General features: G+C 38.5%; 15 protein-coding genes and 1 tRNA gene. 1 reads left to right on the top strand and 15 read right to left on the bottom strand.

The window, feature by feature from the left end; genetic code table 11:
• Nucleotides 1-18: 18 nt before the first annotated feature.
• The 14 genes from BO15_RS0105765 to BO15_RS0105700 form a co-directional block, all read right to left on the bottom strand.
• Nucleotides 19-1,215: a homoserine dehydrogenase gene (locus BO15_RS0105765; RefSeq protein ID WP_033153171.1), complete on the bottom strand. Its 1,197-nt coding sequence runs from the start codon at nucleotides 1,213-1,215 to the stop codon at nucleotides 19-21.
• A 4-nt stretch (nucleotides 1,216-1,219) separates the two neighbouring features.
• Nucleotides 1,220-1,663 carry an ACT domain-containing protein gene (locus BO15_RS0105760; protein WP_033153163.1) on the bottom strand — a complete coding sequence of 148 codons (444 nt, stop codon included), beginning with the start codon at nucleotides 1,661-1,663 and terminating at the stop codon, nucleotides 1,220-1,222.
• 83 nt (nucleotides 1,664-1,746) lie between these two features.
• Nucleotides 1,747-2,884, bottom strand: a protein-coding gene (prfB, locus tag BO15_RS0105755; protein WP_099047347.1) for a peptide chain release factor 2 whose coding sequence is annotated in 2 segments (ribosomal slippage) — nucleotides 1,747-2,808 and nucleotides 2,810-2,884 — 1,137 coding nt in all. Because the reading frame shifts where the segments join, the coding sequence is not laid out codon by codon here.
• 38 nt (nucleotides 2,885-2,922) lie between these two features.
• Nucleotides 2,923-4,191, bottom strand: coding sequence for a S41 family peptidase (locus tag BO15_RS0105750; RefSeq protein ID WP_033153158.1), 1,269 nt, complete (start codon nucleotides 4,189-4,191; stop codon nucleotides 2,923-2,925).
• 77 nt (nucleotides 4,192-4,268) lie between these two features.
• Entirely contained in the window at nucleotides 4,269-5,177 is a 909-nt protein-coding gene (ftsX, locus tag BO15_RS0105745; RefSeq protein WP_033153156.1) for a permease-like cell division protein FtsX, read from the bottom strand.
• Nucleotides 5,167-5,847, bottom strand: coding sequence for a cell division ATP-binding protein FtsE (gene ftsE, locus BO15_RS0105740; RefSeq protein ID WP_033153148.1), 681 nt, complete (start codon nucleotides 5,845-5,847; stop codon nucleotides 5,167-5,169). The genes ftsX and ftsE overlap by 11 nt, the downstream gene beginning before the upstream one ends.
• A 34-nt stretch (nucleotides 5,848-5,881) precedes the next feature.
• Entirely contained in the window at nucleotides 5,882-6,970 is a 1,089-nt protein-coding gene (locus BO15_RS0105735) for a PucR family transcriptional regulator (RefSeq protein ID WP_033153146.1), read from the bottom strand.
• 673 nt (nucleotides 6,971-7,643) lie between these two features.
• Nucleotides 7,644-8,864, bottom strand: a complete 1,221-nt coding sequence (locus BO15_RS0105730) for an SH3 domain-containing C40 family peptidase (protein WP_033153145.1) — start codon at nucleotides 8,862-8,864, stop codon at nucleotides 7,644-7,646.
• Nucleotides 8,865-9,008: 144 nt separating this feature from the next.
• On the bottom strand, nucleotides 9,009-9,923 hold the full coding sequence (trxB, locus tag BO15_RS0105725; protein ID WP_033153143.1) for a thioredoxin-disulfide reductase: 915 nt from the start codon (nucleotides 9,921-9,923) through the stop codon (nucleotides 9,009-9,011).
• Between the two features lie 15 nt (nucleotides 9,924-9,938).
• The gene (locus BO15_RS0105720; RefSeq protein WP_033153141.1) at nucleotides 9,939-10,313 is read right to left on the bottom strand and encodes a RidA family protein; all 375 of its coding nucleotides are present in this window, start codon (nucleotides 10,311-10,313) and stop codon (nucleotides 9,939-9,941) included.
• Between the two features lie 13 nt (nucleotides 10,314-10,326).
• Entirely contained in the window at nucleotides 10,327-11,151 is an 825-nt protein-coding gene (locus BO15_RS0105715; protein ID WP_033153139.1) for a S1 RNA-binding domain-containing protein, read from the bottom strand.
• Nucleotides 11,151-11,849 (bottom strand): acyl-[acyl-carrier-protein] thioesterase, encoded by a 699-nt coding sequence (locus BO15_RS0105710; RefSeq protein ID WP_052169792.1) that lies wholly within the window; start codon nucleotides 11,847-11,849, stop codon nucleotides 11,151-11,153. Before BO15_RS0105710 ends, BO15_RS0105715 begins: the two co-directional genes overlap by 1 nt.
• A 105-nt stretch (nucleotides 11,850-11,954) precedes the next feature.
• Nucleotides 11,955-12,026 (bottom strand) — tRNA-Gln (locus tag BO15_RS0105705).
• A 100-nt stretch (nucleotides 12,027-12,126) separates the two neighbouring features.
• On the bottom strand, nucleotides 12,127-12,780 hold the full coding sequence (locus BO15_RS0105700) for a YigZ family protein (protein ID WP_033153138.1): 654 nt from the start codon (nucleotides 12,778-12,780) through the stop codon (nucleotides 12,127-12,129).
• 54 nt (nucleotides 12,781-12,834) lie between these two features.
• Between BO15_RS0105700 and BO15_RS0105695 the strand changes: the two genes are divergently transcribed.
• On the top strand, nucleotides 12,835-15,426 hold the full coding sequence (locus BO15_RS0105695; RefSeq protein WP_052169791.1) for a transglycosylase domain-containing protein: 2,592 nt from the start codon (nucleotides 12,835-12,837) through the stop codon (nucleotides 15,424-15,426).
• Nucleotides 15,427-15,474: 48 nt separating this feature from the next.
• Here the strand turns inward: BO15_RS0105695 and BO15_RS0105690 are convergent, their stop codons facing one another.
• Nucleotides 15,475-17,595, bottom strand: a complete 2,121-nt coding sequence (locus BO15_RS0105690) for a glutamine synthetase III (protein ID WP_033153136.1) — start codon at nucleotides 17,593-17,595, stop codon at nucleotides 15,475-15,477.
• Between the last annotated feature and the right edge of the window lie 22 nt (nucleotides 17,596-17,617).

Genomic DNA, 17,617 nt, shown 5'->3' with positions numbered 1-17,617 from the left:
TGTCCCAAGCAGCAATAATTAATAGAATCTAATTGCGGATATTATACCGCCTAGAGCAGTTTTTCTTTCATTGAACTCATGCTCTGTCATCTCAGCTGTAATAAATCCAGTCTCATCATCCAAATCTAAATTTGCATACTCTACATTTTCAAATTCATTTTCAATATTTGATTGAAGAGCTGAAGTTCTAACGAAATATCTATATTTCTGCTCATTAGCATCTGCAAGTTCAAGCTTTTCAGCTGACCAACCGATTCTAACATGTTTGTCTACATTTCTTGCAAGGAAAACCATATCACCAACTACTGCGGAAGCTGTTGGTAGAGCACCAGCACCTGCGCCGTAGTACATAGATTCGCCAAGCATATTTCCACGTACCGATACTGCATTCATAACACCTGCCACATGGTATATCATCTGACTAGGCTTTACTAAAAATGGAGCTACGCGACATGTATAAGTATCCCCAACCTTTGAGCTACGAGCAACCAACTTTATGCTGTATCCCATTGATTTTGCGTATTTAAAATCTGTTGCAGTAATTTTACTAATTCCTTCTGTAGGAATCTCGTTAAAATCTACATTTTTACCTGAAACAAGGGAAGTAAGAATAGCAATTTTTCTACAACTGTCATGTCCCTCAACATCAGCTGTTGGATCCTTCTCTGCGTAACCGAGTGACTGAGCTTCAGCTAAAATTTCATCGTAGTCACTACCAAACTGCTCCATATTTGTAAGCATGTAGTTTGTAGTACCGTTACAAATAGCTGAAATCTCCTCGATAACATCACCAGTAAGACAAGCTGTAAGTGTACGAATAATTGGAATACCGCCACCTACTGCAGCTTCAAATACAAAGTTAACATCATTTACTTTAGCTATTTTCATCAACTCTGCACCTTTGTCCGCTACAAGTGCCTTATTTGATGTAGTAACAGATTTGCCAGCTTCAAGCATAGCTTTGACAAAAGTAAATGCAGGCTCTACACCGCCCATAGTTTCAACAACAACTTTTACTTCTTTGTCTTTAGCTATTGCTTTGTAATCCTTAACAAAGCAATCCTCATGTGGATCACCAGGGAAATCTCTGAGGTCAAGAATATACTTAAGCTCTAGTGGCTCACCAAGTCTCTCTTTGATGATTTCACTGTTAGTATCAAGAACTTTTGCTACACCAGAACCAATAGTTCCGTATCCCATAATTGCTACTTTCATGTTGTCACTCCCTTGCTAATATTTTTACGTAATGGACACCGTTAACATTTTCAATTGCGCTAACTAGATCTGAAAAATCCCCTGAATCTTCAAGAACGTCTACCGAAATGGTAAGAGTTGCAAATCCCCCGACAGGGATACTCTGATGAATCGTAAGAATATTTACATGGAAATGAGCCATCTCATCCAATACACTAGACAAAATACCTGGCTCATCCTCTAGCTGGATAACCATATTTACAGTCTTTCCCTTGGTGTCCTCATGAAAAGGAAATATGTCATCCTTATACTTATAGAAGGAACTTCTACTAATTCCTACAGACTCCGTCGCATCTTGAACAGAATCGCATTTTCCTGTGGCTAGAAGCTTTTTAGCAGCCACAACCTTTAGCAATACCTCCGGTACAGCTTTTTCTTTTAAAACAAAATAGGTAGTTTTCTCTGCCATATCTCCTCCATAAGTGTCTTTCGTACAAAAACATTTGTACTCGTTCAGAAGATAATAACATTAAAAGCTACCTATTTCAAGTGTTAATTCATATCTGTGGCTCCACGATCTGGACATCCAAGTGAAAGCCATTTTAAATAAGCATTCATAAATGGTGTAATTTTACCATCCAGCACTGCATCAGTGTTTCCTGACTCTTCGCCGGTACGTAAATCCTTCACCATTGTGTAAGGCTGTAATACATAAGAACGAATTTGATTTCCCCAGCCTATTTCCGAAACTTCACCACGAATTCCGCTGGCCTTTGCAGCATTCTCCTCTTGCTTTAACAAAAGAAGTTTTGTTTTTAACATCTGCATAGCTTTGTCTCGGTTTTGGTGTTGGCTTCGTTCATTCTGACATGTTACAACAATTCCTGTAGGGAAATGTGTAATACGAATAGCTGAACTAGTTTTGTTGATGTGCTGTCCGCCGGCGCCTGAAGAACGATAAGTATCAACTCGAATATCATCATCCTTAATCTCTACATCAACATCTTCCTCGATGTCTGGCATAACATCACAGGAAGCAAATGAAGTCTGTCGCTTTCCCTGAGCATTAAATGGTGAAATACGAACAAGTCTATGAATACCTTTTTCTGATTTAAGATATCCATATGCATTTTCTCCATTCACCTGGAAAGTTACGGATTTAATCCCCGCTTCATCACCCTCAAGGTAATCCAATTCATCTACTTCGAAACCGGCATCGGAAGCCCATCGGGTATACATACGGTAAAGCATCTGCACCCAATCACAAGCCTCAACTCCGCCGGCGCCTGAATGAAGTGTAACTATGGCGCTATAAGCATCGTACTCTCCAGATAAAAGAGTCTTCATTCGAAGCTTCTCTAATGAATCCTCAAATTCCTCTATAAGCACAGCTACTGTATCAACGATTTCTTGGTCCTCTTCCTCGTTGCCAAGCTCTATATAGTCTTCTATTTCTTTATATAAGTCCTCTAGTTTATCGATGATTGAAACATCATCTTTCATGGATTTCAGTTCCTTCATCTTGGCCGTAGATGCTGCTGCATCTGTCCAAAAATCTGGTGCTTCCATTTCGCGCTCAAGCTCCTCTATACGAGCTTTTTTAGCTGCGACGTCAAAGTGAATCCCTCACTTCCGTCATAGAATTTTTCTGCGCCACAAGACGCTGTTTGAACTGATCAAGTTCTATCACGAAATCACCTCTTTTCAATAATGGCAATATTATCAATATTAATTAGAAGCTAAAACCTCTAACGCTTTTTGTATTTGGTTATCTAAGTCTACACTATATTGGTCGTCTTCACCACCCATAAACTCGTACTCAAGAACCTCGTCTGGTGTAATACCTGTTCCGTGGATGCACTCTCCACTAGGTGTGTAGTATGTTTGAGTTGTAAGCTTTACTGCAGATCCATCTGTAAGAGGAATTGTTGATTGAACAATACCTTTACCAAATGTCTGTGTGCCGATAATTGTACCGTACTCAAAATCACGAATTGCGCCAGTAAATATTTCAGCTGCTGATGCTGTATTTCCATTAACTAATACTGTCATTGGAATAGATTTATAATTGGCAGCATCTGATGTGTAATCTTCTCTATTTCCGGCCTTGTCCATTGTATATACAACAGTTCCCTCTGGAAGAAGATAATCAAGAATATCAACAACTGAATCAAGTAATCCACCACCGTTATTTCTCATATCAAAAATAACCGATGTCATTCCCTGAGCTTCAAGGTCTTCGTAAGCTGCTACAAAATCATCATATGTTCCATCAGTAAACTGAGAAACCTGAATATAACCGACATTATTATCAAGCATCTGATGCTCTACAGTAGGTGTTGAAATTGATGCACGTGTGCATGTGACAGTCATTTCTTCACCTTCACGATTAATGACTAATTCAACATCTGTTCCCTCTTCACCGCGGATATGTTGTACAAAAACATCCAAATCTTCTTCGGTTGCAATGTTTCCATCAGCTGAAACTATGATATCGCCTTCCTGTAGACCAGCTTGCTCTGCAGGTGTATCTTCATATACCTTTGTGATTGCTACTTCGCCTGTTTCAGCGTTCTTCTGAAGGAGTGCACCAATACCGGCATAGTTACCTGTAAGTGTATCCATTAAATCCTCGTATTCTTCTGCTGTATAGTATGCAGAATATGGATCATCAAGACTTTCTACGATACCAGCATAAACACCATCGATTAATGTCTGATCATCTACATCCTGATAGTAGTAATTCTTAATGATGTAAAGGATTGTCTGTAGTTTGCTTTCTGATGTTGCTGAATCGTCTGTCAGTGTGTCAATCACTCCCTGCGAGCTATCTGACACAGATGTCTTACGTCCAAATAAAACGATAACAGCCACTAATGTAGCAAGTAAAAATCCAACAAGTATGCCGACTGTTGTACCTATTACAACAGGCCATTTACTATTCTTTGGCTTTTCCTGGAGCTCAGGTGAATAGTTAGATTCGAATTCTGTATTCATATCAAATGCCTTTCCTTTATATTGATAAGAGTGCCTTAGCTACTGCCAAGGCACTCCCCGTAACTTCAAATATTATACTAGACTCTAAGATGCTTATGCAAGGTTACTCGTGAACCAAACCAGCCGATACCAATACCAAGTACTAATGAAATTGGCACTAGTGTATTGAATATAGTCTCGATTGGTATGAAGGATACCATGCTACTAAGGAAATTAAACTCTGATGTAGCATACTCAATTACCTTGCCGTAGATAAAATACAAAAGGATAAGTGGTATAGCTGAACCAATTAATCCGATAAACACACCTTCAACAACGAATGGCTGTCTAACGAATGCATCCTTAGCACCGATTAATTTCATGATAGCAATTTCTTCTCTTCGAACAGAAATACCAACCATTACAGTATTACTAATCAAGAATACTGATACTGCAAGAAGAATAATTACGATAGCCATTGATACAATTGTAATAGCTTTATTAATATCTGTAAGTGTTTTAGCAGCCACTTCTGATTTATTTACCTGACGTACTCCATCAAGTCCTTCAAGGAATGAAACCAAGGTAGACTGCATCGAAACATCACTAAGATAGATTTCGTAGTTTGCTGAATTTGCAAGAGGATTGTCGTCTGCAAATCCTGCTGCTAAATCTTCGTTACCTCCGAAATATTCTTCTTTGTATTCTTCCCAGGCCTGATCAGCTGATATGAAATCATAGCTTGATACCTCTGGGCGTTTTGAAATCTCTTCTCCTATTTCGTCTATGCGTGTCTGTGAGATTCCCTCATCAAAGAAAACTGTAACCGCTACACCTTCCTCTGCCGATTTAACCATTGCTTGGAAGTTTGTTCCTAATGAATAAAATATACCAAACAAAAAAATACAGGCTGTCATTGTTGCAATTGACGCCAGAGAAAACATTTTATTTCGCCAAACGTTTTTCAAACCTTGGCCGATGTTGTAAATATGTGTACTAATCTTCATAGTCATCACCTCCAACATCACTAACTACCACGCCTTTTTTGATGGTGATAACTCGTTTATTCATTGCTCTAACTATTTCCATATTGTGGGTAACTACTACTACAGTTGTTCCCCTTTGATTGATTTCGTCCAAAAGACGCATGATTTCCCATGTATTATCGCTATCAAGATTTCCTGTAGGCTCATCTGCAAGGATAATCTTTGGCTCGTTTACAAGAGCTCTAGCAATAGCTACACGCTGCTGCTCTCCACCAGAAAGCTGGCTTGGACGAGATTTGTATTTAGCTGCAAGTCCAACTAATGAAAGCATAGTTGGAACTTTCTTTTTTATTTCTCTGTTTGATGACTCTACAACTTTCATTGCAAAGGCAACATTTTCGTAGACATTTCTATCAGGCAAAAGTCTGAAGTTCTGGAATACAACTCCAACATTTCTACGATACATTGGAATCTTTTTATGTGTAACCTTTTTAAGGTCCTGACCATTAATATAGATTTTTCCTTTTGTAGGCTCTAATTCCTTTAATAACAATCTAATCAGGGTGGATTTACCTGAACCACTATCGCCCACTACGAATACAAACTCGCCTGGATCAATGTGTATTGTAACATCTTCCAAAGCTGGTTTACCAACTTCATACGATTTACTAACATGATCTAATCGTATCAATATCAATACCTCATTTCTATAAAACTAAGTGTACTTAGAATTTTTCATCTTCCATATACTTCATGTATTTTACAACCATCAAAGCAATTTTGAAAGTGATTGCATCTTCAAAAACTCTTAAATCCAATCCTGTGCTCTTTTCAAGCTTATCAAGACGATATACAAGAGTATTTCTGTGAATGTATAACTGTCTAGATGTCTCAGATACATTTAAGCTATTTTCAAAGAATTTATCAATAGTTGTAAGAGTCTCTTCGTCAAAATCATCAGGAGATTTGTTGTCGAAAATTTCTGATATAAACATCTTGCAAAGTGGAATAGGTAACTGATAAATAAGACGTCCTATTCCAAGGGCTGAGTAGGCAATGATTTTCTTCTCATTAAAGAAAATTTTACCAACATCCATAGCCATAGAAGCTTCTTTGTAAGAACGAGAGACTTCCTTGATTTCGCCAACAACAGTACCATAAGAAACGCGAATGTTTTTATTATCTTTATCGTGGAATGCATCGATTATAACTGCAGCAATTTTATCTACATCCTCGAATGTATCGTTCTCCCCAAGTTCCTTAACTACAATAATATTGTGCTCATCAACGGCTGTTACAAAGTCCTTTGTCTTGCCACCAAATACTGAACGAACTCTATCAAGCTCGTCGCCGTCTTTATCAGGCCCAACTTCAACAATCATAACAACTCTTCGTGCATTAATATCCACATGAAGCTTCTTAGAGCGATTGTAGATATCAACAAGAAGTAAGTTGTCGAGAAGCAAATTCTTAATAAAGTTATCCTTATCAAAACGCTCCTTATAAGCAATCATTAATTCCTGTACATGGAAAGCAGCAATCTTTCCAACAGTCGATGCCTCTTCATCATCCCCTTTGGCTAAAATAACAAATTCCAACTGCTGATCATCAAATACCTTGAAGAAGTGATATCCTAAAGCAACCTGACTATCTGCCTCAGATGCAGCAAATACAGCTATAGCATCTGCAAACTGGGCTGTATCATTAAAAGTAGATGCGCATACAACACCGTCAGAATCAGTAACTGCTAAATCTACTTTTGTAAGCTGATGTAATCCTTCAATTGTATTTTGCATGATTTGATTAGAAATCATAGGTCGTACCTCCTGATTAACTATGCAATATTAACAATGTCAAAACCTTTTTTTGCATACAAATTCACATAACCTATGCTCATTCTAATATAAATAACCAAAAAATGAAATAGCAAACTTACATTTATTTATGCAAATTCACAACTAGCCATAAAATTATGATTGTGTGGAGCTTTTGTGAACAGAGAATCAACTTGCATTATTGTCAGAAAATATACAGTGTATTCAGATATTTTTTCTTCTCTTCTAAAGTCAAGCATATTAAGCAATTTTACAAGTTTTGTTGATTTAGGCCAAAACAAGCGTTCTTGTAAATTGTGGATAACTTTTAAGATTCGTTCACATTTTCTGTGGATAAAGTGGATAAATGGTTTACAAGTCCGATTTTACGTGATGATTGTGTGATTTTTTGTTGAAAAATTATTTCATTTCCACATTGTCTGAAATTATATTCTAGTTTAACAATTTCTGTTTTTGTGCAAATTTTCACTAAACGCTTCATGGTTTGCAAAATAAGTTTTCTGACAATTATCTTCAAATTATTATAAATATTATTATTTTAATTGTTCTATATATACGGATTCACAATATAACATTTCTCAATTTAGCACAAGAAGAGAAAGTTTTACCATAAAAAAGGCACCGCCTAATGCGGTGCCTCAAAATTCTTTAATTAGAAGATTCTTCTTATTGCAAGAATCTGCTTGTAGTTTACATTTGAGTATGTAATACCAGTTCTGTATGTAGATGCATGAAGTAACTGACCGTTACCAGCATAAATACCAACATGACCTGAGTAACAAACGATATCACCTGGCTGCATCTCATCATAAGATACTCCATAACCAGCGCTACGAAGAGCACTTGATGAATGAGGTAGGCTAACACCAAATGCTGAGTAAACGCTCATTACAAATCCTGAACAGTCTGTTCCGTTTGTAAGAGAAGATCCACCGTAAACATATGGGTTACCAACAAACTGTGAACCATAAGCAACAACTGAGCTTCCATCAGTACCAGAAGGAGCTGAGTATGACTTGCTTGATGAAGAAGATGATGAAGAGTTTGCTTTCTCAACTGCAGCTGCTGCCTGAGTAGCTTTCTTAGCTGCTTCCTGAGCCGCTTTCTTTTCTTCCTCTTCTTTTGCTATTCGTGCGATTTCAGCGTTCTTAGACTCTGCTACTGTAAAGTCTGTTGAAAGATCAACGTAATCTGTGCTGACATAACCTTCACCAGCGTTACATGTAACCTTTACCCAACCTGTATCAGCCATTGACTCATCAATAACTGTAAGGTCATCGCCTACAGGAATCAAATCGATGATATCGGATTCTGTAGTAGCTTCTTCACGAACATAAAGAGTAGTTGTCTTAACTGTGGCTAAGCGTCTTGAAACTTCTTTTGCAAGTTCCTGATCACCCTGAACTACATATTCACTCTTTACATAACCTGTAACATCGCCAGATGTGATAAGTAACCATGTACCATCCTCTGCCTCAACAGTTTCAGAAACTGTAGCAGCTGAGTTGTTATATAACTTTCCGACATAATCGCTATCAGCTGATGCCGACTCACGGATATATACGTAATTATCTACCTGAGCAATTGCAATATCTGCATATGGATTTTCCTCAGAAGCAGCAACTGTACTAGCTTCGTTGTCTGCTAACTGTGATTCTGCAGCAAGTATATTTGCATTTGCAATCATATCATTAACTGAAAGCTGTGCACCTGCGAAAGCAGTGTAGTCTGTTGTTTCTAAAACGCCTGTTGCACTAGATAATGCGCTGACACCTGATGTAGCTGTAGCAGCACTAGCGCTAAATGAAAGGCTTGAAACAACAACACAAGCAGCAAGTGTATAACTAACAGCTTTTGTCATTTTTGAATTCATTCTGTAAAAAAAACCTCCGAATTTGTTACAAACTTATTACAACTGTTGTCATTATATAATCTAACAGTAAATGTGTCAAGTCCGATTTAACCTTACATTTTCCAATAATCTGAAAATATGTTGAGTTTGTAACATTTTAGTAAACTATTTTAAATTTAAATAATTGGTTATAGATGTTATTGCATTCGCCCCATCAGCGGTTGCAGTAATTACCTGACGTAATTGCTTGGTTCTAACATCTCCTGCTGCAAATACTCCTGGAATATCAGTTTCGCATGTTTCACCTGCAATTATATAACCTCTATCATCTAATGAAGGAAGACCAGAAATAGTTTTGGTGTTAGGCACTGTACCAACTGCAATAAATACACCTTCTACTTCCAATTCTTTTTCTTCATCTGTTTTCTTATTCTTTATAAGAAGTTTTTCAACAGAATCTTTTCCGATTATAGATTCCACGGTTGAATCTAATACCAATTCTACATTATCAAGAGATTTAATCTGATTTTGTAAAACTACTGCTCCTCTAAACTCATCTCTTCTATGAATAAGATAAACTTTTTTGCAGGTCCTAGCTAGGTAAGCTGCATCCTCGAGGGCTACATCTCCACCGCCAACAACTGCTACTACCTTATCTTTGAAAAATGCACCATCACATGTAGCGCAGTAAGAAACGCCCATGCCTGAAAACTCATCCTCACCAGGACATCCAAGCTTTCTGTTTGTAGCACCTGTAGCAATAATAACTGTCTTTGTCTGGAAATTTTCTTTCTTAGTAATAAGCTCTTTTATTTCACCATTATCTACAATGGAAGAAACACGGCCTCTGGCAAACTCCACGCCAAGCTTTTCACAATGCTTTTTCATAGCATCTGCAAGCTCTGTACCTGATACTCCAGGAATACCAGGATAATTATCTACCTCATATGTGTTGAGTATCTGACCACCGCTGATAGAACTTGTGTCTAAAACAAGAATATTATAGCCAGCTCGCTTACCATATATTCCAGCAGCAAGGCCAGCAGGCCCCGCTCCTATAACAATAACATCATAAACCATAACACTTCTCCGATTTTATTTGATTGCAATTGCCTCTGCTTCCAAGAGAACATCCTTAGGAATGCGAGCAACTTCAATACATGAACGAGCTGGAAATGGCTCTGGGAAGTACTTTGCATATACTTCATTAATTGCTGCGAAATCATCCATATTTTTAATAAAGACTGTTGTTTTAACAACGTTTCCCATGGATGTACCAGCTGCCTCTAATAGAGCACTCATGCTCTTGAATACTCTGTCAGCCTGTGCTGCAGCACCTTCAGGAATAACACCTGTTTCTGGATCAACTGGAATGATACCTGATGTATAAACCATTCCATTTACCTCGATGGCCTGTGAATATGGGCCAATTGCCGCTGGCGCAGCTGTTGTTGAGATTACATTTTTCATAAGTATGTCCTCCTTATAGTTTGCGTATCTTTCCATCTACTAAGGAAATCTTTCTTTCCTTGTAGAGTCTTCCAATAGCGCGCTTGAACGCTGCTTTTGAAAGACCTGTTTCCCTTTTTATAACTTCTGGTGATGCCTTTTCTGAGAATGGCAATACACCAGCATAGCTATCAATTAAGTCAAGCAAAGCTTCTGCATCATCTTCCATTTGGATGTATGCTTTATCTCTAATTGTAACATCGCATTTACCGTCTTCTTTGATGCCTGTGATGCGAACCATAAGAACATCGCCAACTCGGTACTTGCTTGTATCCTCATGCTTTGGAATCATTGCAGAATATTTATCCTCGATAGCAACAAATGTACCAAAGTCATGGCCAAATTCGTATATTCTAGCCTCTACTTCATCCCCCACCTGATATGGAGGCTTTGTAGAAAGCATCTCGTATAAGCCCTTCATGCTGGCACAAAGACGCTGACTTTTATCGATGTAGACTCTAACTAAAATCTCGTCACCTTCAGATGGCTGCTTTGTCATTTCCTTGAAAGGAAGGAATAAATCCTTTTCTAATCCCCAATCAAGGAATGCGCCTACTTTATTAACCTGGCTAACTGAAAGCACACCCATCTGTCCAAAGGTAAGCTTTGGAGTATTTGTTGTACAGATTAATCTATCTTTAGAATCCTTGTATACAAATACCTTTATCTCATCTCCGATTTTGGCATTCTCTGGAACCTGCTTCTTTGGCAAAAGAACTCTTTCTGTTCCATCTGAAAGATAAACACCAAATTCAACCTTCTTCTCTATTTTTAAAACTTGTATTTCGCCTAATTTCATTATTTGTACTCCACTATTGTATAAACTTCATCTTCTTTTTTGAGGACTACCTGATATCCCTCTTCTATTTTTCCTATGTACACATCTAGCTTGTCATCTAACAATGCTGCTTTTTTATAGTTGATATTGATTGTATTGAATGACTGCTCTGGTAAATAATAGCGAGTGACATCTATGTAGTGAGAGTTATTCATGTGGTTGTTTGTGTCTAGATATCTGTCTGTAACTGTAAACTCTCCAACCTTTTCTATATCTGTGCTAAGCCTAAGCTTTTTGCGCTCTATATTAAACTGAGGCAAGCTTGCATCCTCTGGATAAGCCTTTGCAATTTCTTCTGTAAATCTGGATGGCTTGAGCTTATCCAAATCCATAAGTACCCAGAGGGAATCTGCATAAACCAAAACCTCTCCATCCTCGGTTTCGATTGAGTAAAGACGATGCGCCATCATGCCTCTAACCTGATATGGCCATGTGCATACCTTTACTTTCTCTGAATACCTTGGCAATCTTTTAATATGTATTTCATAGCTTGTCACAAACCAACCTAATTTTTTAGGAGCTAAATAATATACACCAACGCCTACATCATCAGAATGAAAGCAGCTACAGTTTTGCATGTAATTAACTAAGCCGAAATATGTGAGATCAAGATTTGCATCAACTTCGCTGTATTTAATTCTGTCCTGATATGAATACATCACTTACCTCCAAAACCACCGTTAGCAAATATTATATATTAACAGTTTGATTTGTTCCATAAATTTCAGGTAAAAAAAAGACCTAAGCTAATGCTTAGGTCTTAGCTGGCCCACAAGGATTCGAACCTTGAAATGACGGAGTCAGAGTCCGTTGCCTTACCATTTGGCGATGGGCCAATATTATTCGCTGAGCGCTTTGTTTAACTGCTTTACCGCGTCAACGAATGCTATTATAGAGCATAGATTTTAAAATAGCAAGCACTTTTTTCAACTTTTTTTAAAATTTTAAAATCTGGCCATCTAAAATATCGAATTTAACCTGAGAATCCCACGTAATTTCGGCATTTCCTGCCGTTTTGTCTGCAACAATTTTTTCTAGATTTTCTTTGAAATTACATTCTACTACAGATGAAATTATTACTTCTGCTCCAAATTCTGTATTTAAAATCGGAAGATTATTTTCTCTGAGAACATATTCTATTTTTCCATAGCCATTATAATCTGTTTTTATTTCACATGGATATCCATCTTTGGGTTCAAGAAGTTTGCAATTTTTTAGTCCTTCCTGAACAGCTGACTGATATGCCCGTACGAGTCCACCTGTCCCCAAAAGAACTCCACCAAAATAACGAGTTACCACTACCACACAATTATGAATATTCTCTCTAAGAAGAACATCCAACATTGGTCGACCTGCAGTTTGCGCAGGCTCCCCATCATCATTACATCTTGTAATTTCGTTGTTTTCTCCTATTAAAAAGGCTGAGCAATTATGCCTTGCATCCCAGAACTCTTTCTTTTTTGCGGAAATAAAATCTACAGCCTCTTTTTCAGATGTAACAGGGCAAATATGAGCAATAAATCTCGATTTCTTCTCTTCTATCTCCCCTGTTCCGCCTTCATATACAATTCTAAAAGTCTTATTTTCCATAGGTTTATTATAAGTGATAATTTTGGTATAATGAAGTCTAAATTGGAGGTTATTATGAATTACGGAAAAGAAAATGCAGCTAAGCAGTCCGCTAAGCTTTCAGGACGTAAGAAGCGAAAACGTCACAGTGCCGGATTGGCCATTATTCGTATTTCGCTGATATGCATCGTCTCTGTAGTCATAGCTGGTGGTATTTTTGCTTACCTCTATGCAAAGAATCTCATTGACCAGCTTCCAGATGTATCCACAATAGATATCTCACCAACTGGTTACATGAGTACAGTTTATGATTCAGATGGAAATGAAATCGAAACCTTAGCATCAACAGGTGCCAATAGAACCTATGTTACTTTAGATAATATTCCTATCGATTTGCAGCATGCTTTCGTTGCAATTGAAGATGCTCGATTCTACGAGCACAACGGAATTGATCCACAGGGTATTATAAGAGCAGCAATGCAAGGTATCCTTGATGGTTTTCATTTTACTCAGGGTGCCAGTACAATCACCCAACAGCTGTTAAAGAATAACTATTTCACCACATGGACATCTGAGCGTACTAAGCTTGATAGTATTAATCGTAAAATCCAAGAACAGTACTTAGCTGTTCAGCTTGAGAAAATTGTTAGTAAAGATGTTATTTTAGAGAACTATCTTAATAGTATCAACTTAGGCCAGAACACTCTTGGTGTTGAGGCAGCAGCCGAGAGATACTTTAATAAATCTGTTTCAGATTTAACTCTTTCAGAATGTGCTGTTATTGCTGGAATCACTCAAAACCCAACAAAATACAATCCAATTTCTCATCCTGAGGAAAATGCAACTCGACGCAAAAAAGTCCTCAAAAACATGTTGGATCAAGGGTATATTACAGAAAGTGAATACGAAACAGCTCTCGCAGATGATGTTTACGATAGAATCCAGGTACTTAACACCGAAATTTCTACATCATCAACTTCTTATTTTGTTGATGCACTAACAGATGAAGTTATAGAAGATTTACAAACAAGACTTGGTTACACTGAAACTGAAGCATATTCACTATTATATTCAGGTGGTCTTTCAATCTACTCTACACAGGATACTTCAATCCAAAATATAGTAGAGGAAGAAGTTAACAATACTGATAACTACAAAGGAATTGAAAAGTATTCATTCTCCTACAGATTGACCATTACAAAATCAGATGGCTCCACAGCCAATTATTCTGACACAACAATGCTTTCTTATTATCAGTCAAGCAACTCTGGTTATACTCTTGAGTTTGATACCAAAGAGGAAGCAGCTGCTGCAATCGAAGAATACAAAGCAGCCATCATGGAAGATGGGGATGAAATCGCTGGAGAATCTGTAACATACACACTTCAGCCTCAAGCTGCTATGACAATTATCGATCAGTATACTGGTCAGGTTGTTGCAATGGTTGGTGGTCGTGGAGATAAAACAGCTGCCAAAACCCTTAACAGAGCAACAGGCATTACTCGTCAACCAGGTTCTACATTCAAGGTTATTGCTTGTTATGCTGCAGCACTTGATGCTGGCGGAATGACACTTGCATCAGTAGAAAATGATATGCCTACTACATATGCTGATGGCACATCACTTAAAAACTACAACAACACATACCTTGGCTGGACCAATATCAGAACAGCCATTACAAACTCTATCAACGTTGTTACTGTCGAGGTAATGGGTGATATCGGAACAAGCCTTGGCTTCCAATATGCAAAAGATTTAGGAATTACAACTTTAACTGATGGCGATAATAACCAGGCCCTTGCCCTTGGTGGTATCACAAATGGTGTTACTAATGTAGACCTAACATCTGCATATGCTACAATCGCAAATGGCGGCGAATATAACTCACCAATCTTCTACACTACTGTAGTTGATCATCAGGGAAATATAATTCTTGATAACAGAGATAACACTTCAACCAGAGTATTAAAAGAAACAACTGCTTGGTTGCTTACAAGTGCTATGGAAGACGTTATGACTTCAGGCACAGGTAAAGCTGCCAACTTTGATGTAAATGGTATTGCTGTAGCCGGCAAATCCGGTACTACAACAAAGAATCGTGATACAGTCTTTGCAGGCTTCACTCCATACTATACAGGCGTTATTTGGGGCGGATTTGACGATAATACACCTCAAAGCTACACAACCTACTCTAAAGTTATTTGGAAAGCTGTAATGAGCCGTATTCACGAGAGTCTGTCAGCAAAAGACTTTACAATGCCTGATGGTATCGTGACCGCACAGGTATGTAAAAAATCCGGTAAACTTGCTATCGATGGTGTGTGTGACTGTGACCCTCGTGGTTCTATGGTTTACACAGAATACTTTGAGGAGGGCACCGAGCCTACAGAATACTGTGATAAGCATTATCTCGGTACTGTATGTACTCAGTCACACATGTTTGCAAATTCAGAATGTCCTGCCTACTCAGGAGTATTTATCGTAGGCGCAGCTGCCGGAACTGCTGATGAAGCATACGGAGTTGATGCAGCCACCTTCGGAACATATTGTCCATATCATGGTGGATACCAAATGCCAAATACTGGTGTAATCGGTGGTTCATCATCCACAACAAGTGATTCTTCAGGAGGCAGTGAAGGAACTATTCAAGTAATTGGTGGCGAATAATATGCATAAAAAAAGAGCTCGTTTGAGCTCTTTTTTGTTTGCTTTATTTTATACTTCGAAAATCATATCTCCATAGCTAGGCATTGGCCAGCATTCTTTGTCTACAATCATTTCTAAGGCATCTACAGGAGCACGAAGCTCTTCCATAGCCTTTATAACTTCATCGTGGTAGAAGTTGGCTTTTTCGCAGCTAGAAGCCTTCATAGTATATGCCTTATTGTTTGTCTCTTTGAGCTTTACAAGGGCTTCCTTTGCCTCACGTAGATAATTAGATACCTTAATGAGAAGTTCCTTCTGAGTGCTTACATCGGCCTCAGGACAAGCATCCTGAATTGTACCAATAGAAAGTCCAAGCTCTGTAGCATAGCCTATTACAGCTGGAATAATCTGCTTAGAAGCCATGTCTATCATAGTCTTTGCTTCGATGTTGATTGACTTGATGTACTGCTCGTATTCGATTTCAGCACGTGACTCAAGCTCTACCTTTGAGAATACTCCAAACTTTTCAAACATTGAAACTGTTGCATCTGTTGTAAGAGCTGGAATTGCCTCTACTAAAGAATTGATGCTTGGCAAGCCTCTCTTCTTTGCTTCCTCAATCCACTCTTCTCCGTATCCATTTCCGTTAAATACGATACGCTGATGCTCTGTAGCAAGCTTCTTTATCATGTCATGAACTGCGCTATCAAAATCCTTTGCTTTCTCAAGCTCATCACAAGCCTCGCAAAGTGCCTCTGCCATGATTGTGTTTAAAACTACGTTTGGCTCACCAACTGAATCCTGTGAACCAACCATTCTGAATTCGAACTTGTTTCCAGTAAATGCAAATGGTGATGTACGGTTTCTATCTGTTGCATCTTTTCTAAAGTCAGGAAGCGTTTTAACGCCTGTAGCAAGCTTTTCACCCTTCTTTGACTTAGTAGCTGTACCAGTAGAGATGAGCTGTCTTAAAACGTCCTCCAGCTGCTCTCCAAGGTATACAGAGATGATTACAGGAGGCGCTTCATTTCCACCTAATCTGTGATCATTACCAACGTCTGATGCAGACTCACGAAGAAGATCTGCATGTAAATCAACAGCCTTAAGAACAAGGCAAAGCACAAGCAAGAACTGGATGTTCTCATGTGGTGATTTACCTGGCTCAAAAAGATTGATTCCATCGTCTGTAACAAGTGACCAGTTATCATGCTTACCTGAACCATTTACGCCTGCGAATGGTTTTTCATGGAGGAGGCACTGTAAACCATGACGGTTTGCAACCTTTCTAAGTGTCTCCATGATAATCTGGTTGTGATCTACTGCAACGTTGCACTGTGCATAGATTGGTGCAAGCTCGTGCTGAGCTGGAGCAACCTCATTATGCTGTGTTTTAGATGAAACGCCAAGCTTCCAAAGCTCAATATTAACATCACGCATATAGGCCTCAATTCGCTCTGGAATCGAACCAAAGTAATGGTCGTCCATTTCCTGTCCCTTAGGTGGCATTGCACCAAAGAGTGTACGACCTGTATACATTAAATCCTTACGGGCAAGATACATTTCACGGTCAATTAGGAAGTATTCCTGCTCAGCACCAACTGAAGGAATTACACGCTTAGAATTTGTGTTACCAAATAATCTAAGAAGTCTGATTGCCTGCTCTGATAAAACTTCCATAGAACGAAGCAAAGGTGTTTTCTGGTCCAATGCTTCTCCTGTATATGAACAGAAAGCTGTAGGAATGCAAAGTGTTGCACCTGCTGCATCCTGTCTAACAAATGCTGGAGATGTTGGATCCCAAGCTGTATATCCTCTTGCCTCAAATGTGGCTCTAAGTCCTCCTGAAGGGAACGATGATGCATCTGGCTCACCTTTTATAAGCTCTTTACCAGAGAAGCTCATAAGCACCTTACCACTTGGTAATGGAGCAGAAATGAATGAATCATGCTTTTCTGCTGTAATACCTGTAAGTGGCTGGAACCAATGTGTGTAGTGGGTTGCACCCTTCTCAATAGCCCACTCCTTCATTTCGTGTGCAATAACATCAGCAGTCTCTAAATCAAGCTCTTCTCCTGCAAGAATAGTCTGCTTAAGCTTCTGATAAGTCTTCTTTGGAAGTCGTTCCTGCATAACTGTATCGTTAAATACATTTTCTCCAAAGATGTCTGCCACATTAAAATATTCTTCCATTTATAAAGTATCCTTTCCCATA

Origin of the sequence: Pseudobutyrivibrio ruminis HUN009 (assembly GCF_000703005.1) — a bacterium.
Lineage (GTDB): Bacteria > Bacillota > Clostridia > Lachnospirales > Lachnospiraceae > Pseudobutyrivibrio > Pseudobutyrivibrio ruminis_A.
The sequence above is the reverse complement of the archived record's forward strand: the minus strand, read 5'-3'. Positions and strand labels throughout refer to the sequence as shown.

Bases quoted from the DNA above. Each gene is read 5' to 3' on its own strand.
- BO15_RS0105765 (WP_033153171.1), bottom strand. From the start codon at position 1,215: ATGAAAGTAGCAATTATGGGATACGGAACTATTGGTTCTGGTGTAGCA.
- BO15_RS0105760 (WP_033153163.1), bottom strand. From the start codon at position 1,663: ATGGCAGAGAAAACTACCTATTTTGTTTTAAAAGAAAAAGCTGTACCG.
- BO15_RS0105750 (WP_033153158.1), bottom strand. From the start codon at position 4,191: ATGAATACAGAATTCGAATCTAACTATTCACCTGAGCTCCAGGAAAAG.
- ftsX (WP_033153156.1), bottom strand. From the start codon at position 5,177: ATGAAGATTAGTACACATATTTACAACATCGGCCAAGGTTTGAAAAAC.
- BO15_RS0105735 (WP_033153146.1), bottom strand. From the start codon at position 6,970: ATGATTTCTAATCAAATCATGCAAAATACAATTGAAGGATTACATCAG.
- BO15_RS0105730 (WP_033153145.1), bottom strand. From the start codon at position 8,864: ATGAATTCAAAAATGACAAAAGCTGTTAGTTATACACTTGCTGCTTGT.
- trxB (WP_033153143.1), bottom strand. From the start codon at position 9,923: ATGGTTTATGATGTTATTGTTATAGGAGCGGGGCCTGCTGGCCTTGCT.
- BO15_RS0105720 (WP_033153141.1), bottom strand. From the start codon at position 10,313: ATGAAAAATGTAATCTCAACAACAGCTGCGCCAGCGGCAATTGGCCCA.
- BO15_RS0105715 (WP_033153139.1), bottom strand. From the start codon at position 11,151: ATGAAATTAGGCGAAATACAAGTTTTAAAAATAGAGAAGAAGGTTGAA.
- BO15_RS0105710 (WP_052169792.1), bottom strand. From the start codon at position 11,849: ATGTATTCATATCAGGACAGAATTAAATACAGCGAAGTTGATGCAAAT.
- BO15_RS0105700 (WP_033153138.1), bottom strand. From the start codon at position 12,780: ATGGAAAATAAGACTTTTAGAATTGTATATGAAGGCGGAACAGGGGAG.
- BO15_RS0105695 (WP_052169791.1), top strand. From the start codon at position 12,835: ATGAATTACGGAAAAGAAAATGCAGCTAAGCAGTCCGCTAAGCTTTCA.
- BO15_RS0105690 (WP_033153136.1), bottom strand. From the start codon at position 17,595: ATGGAAGAATATTTTAATGTGGCAGACATCTTTGGAGAAAATGTATTT.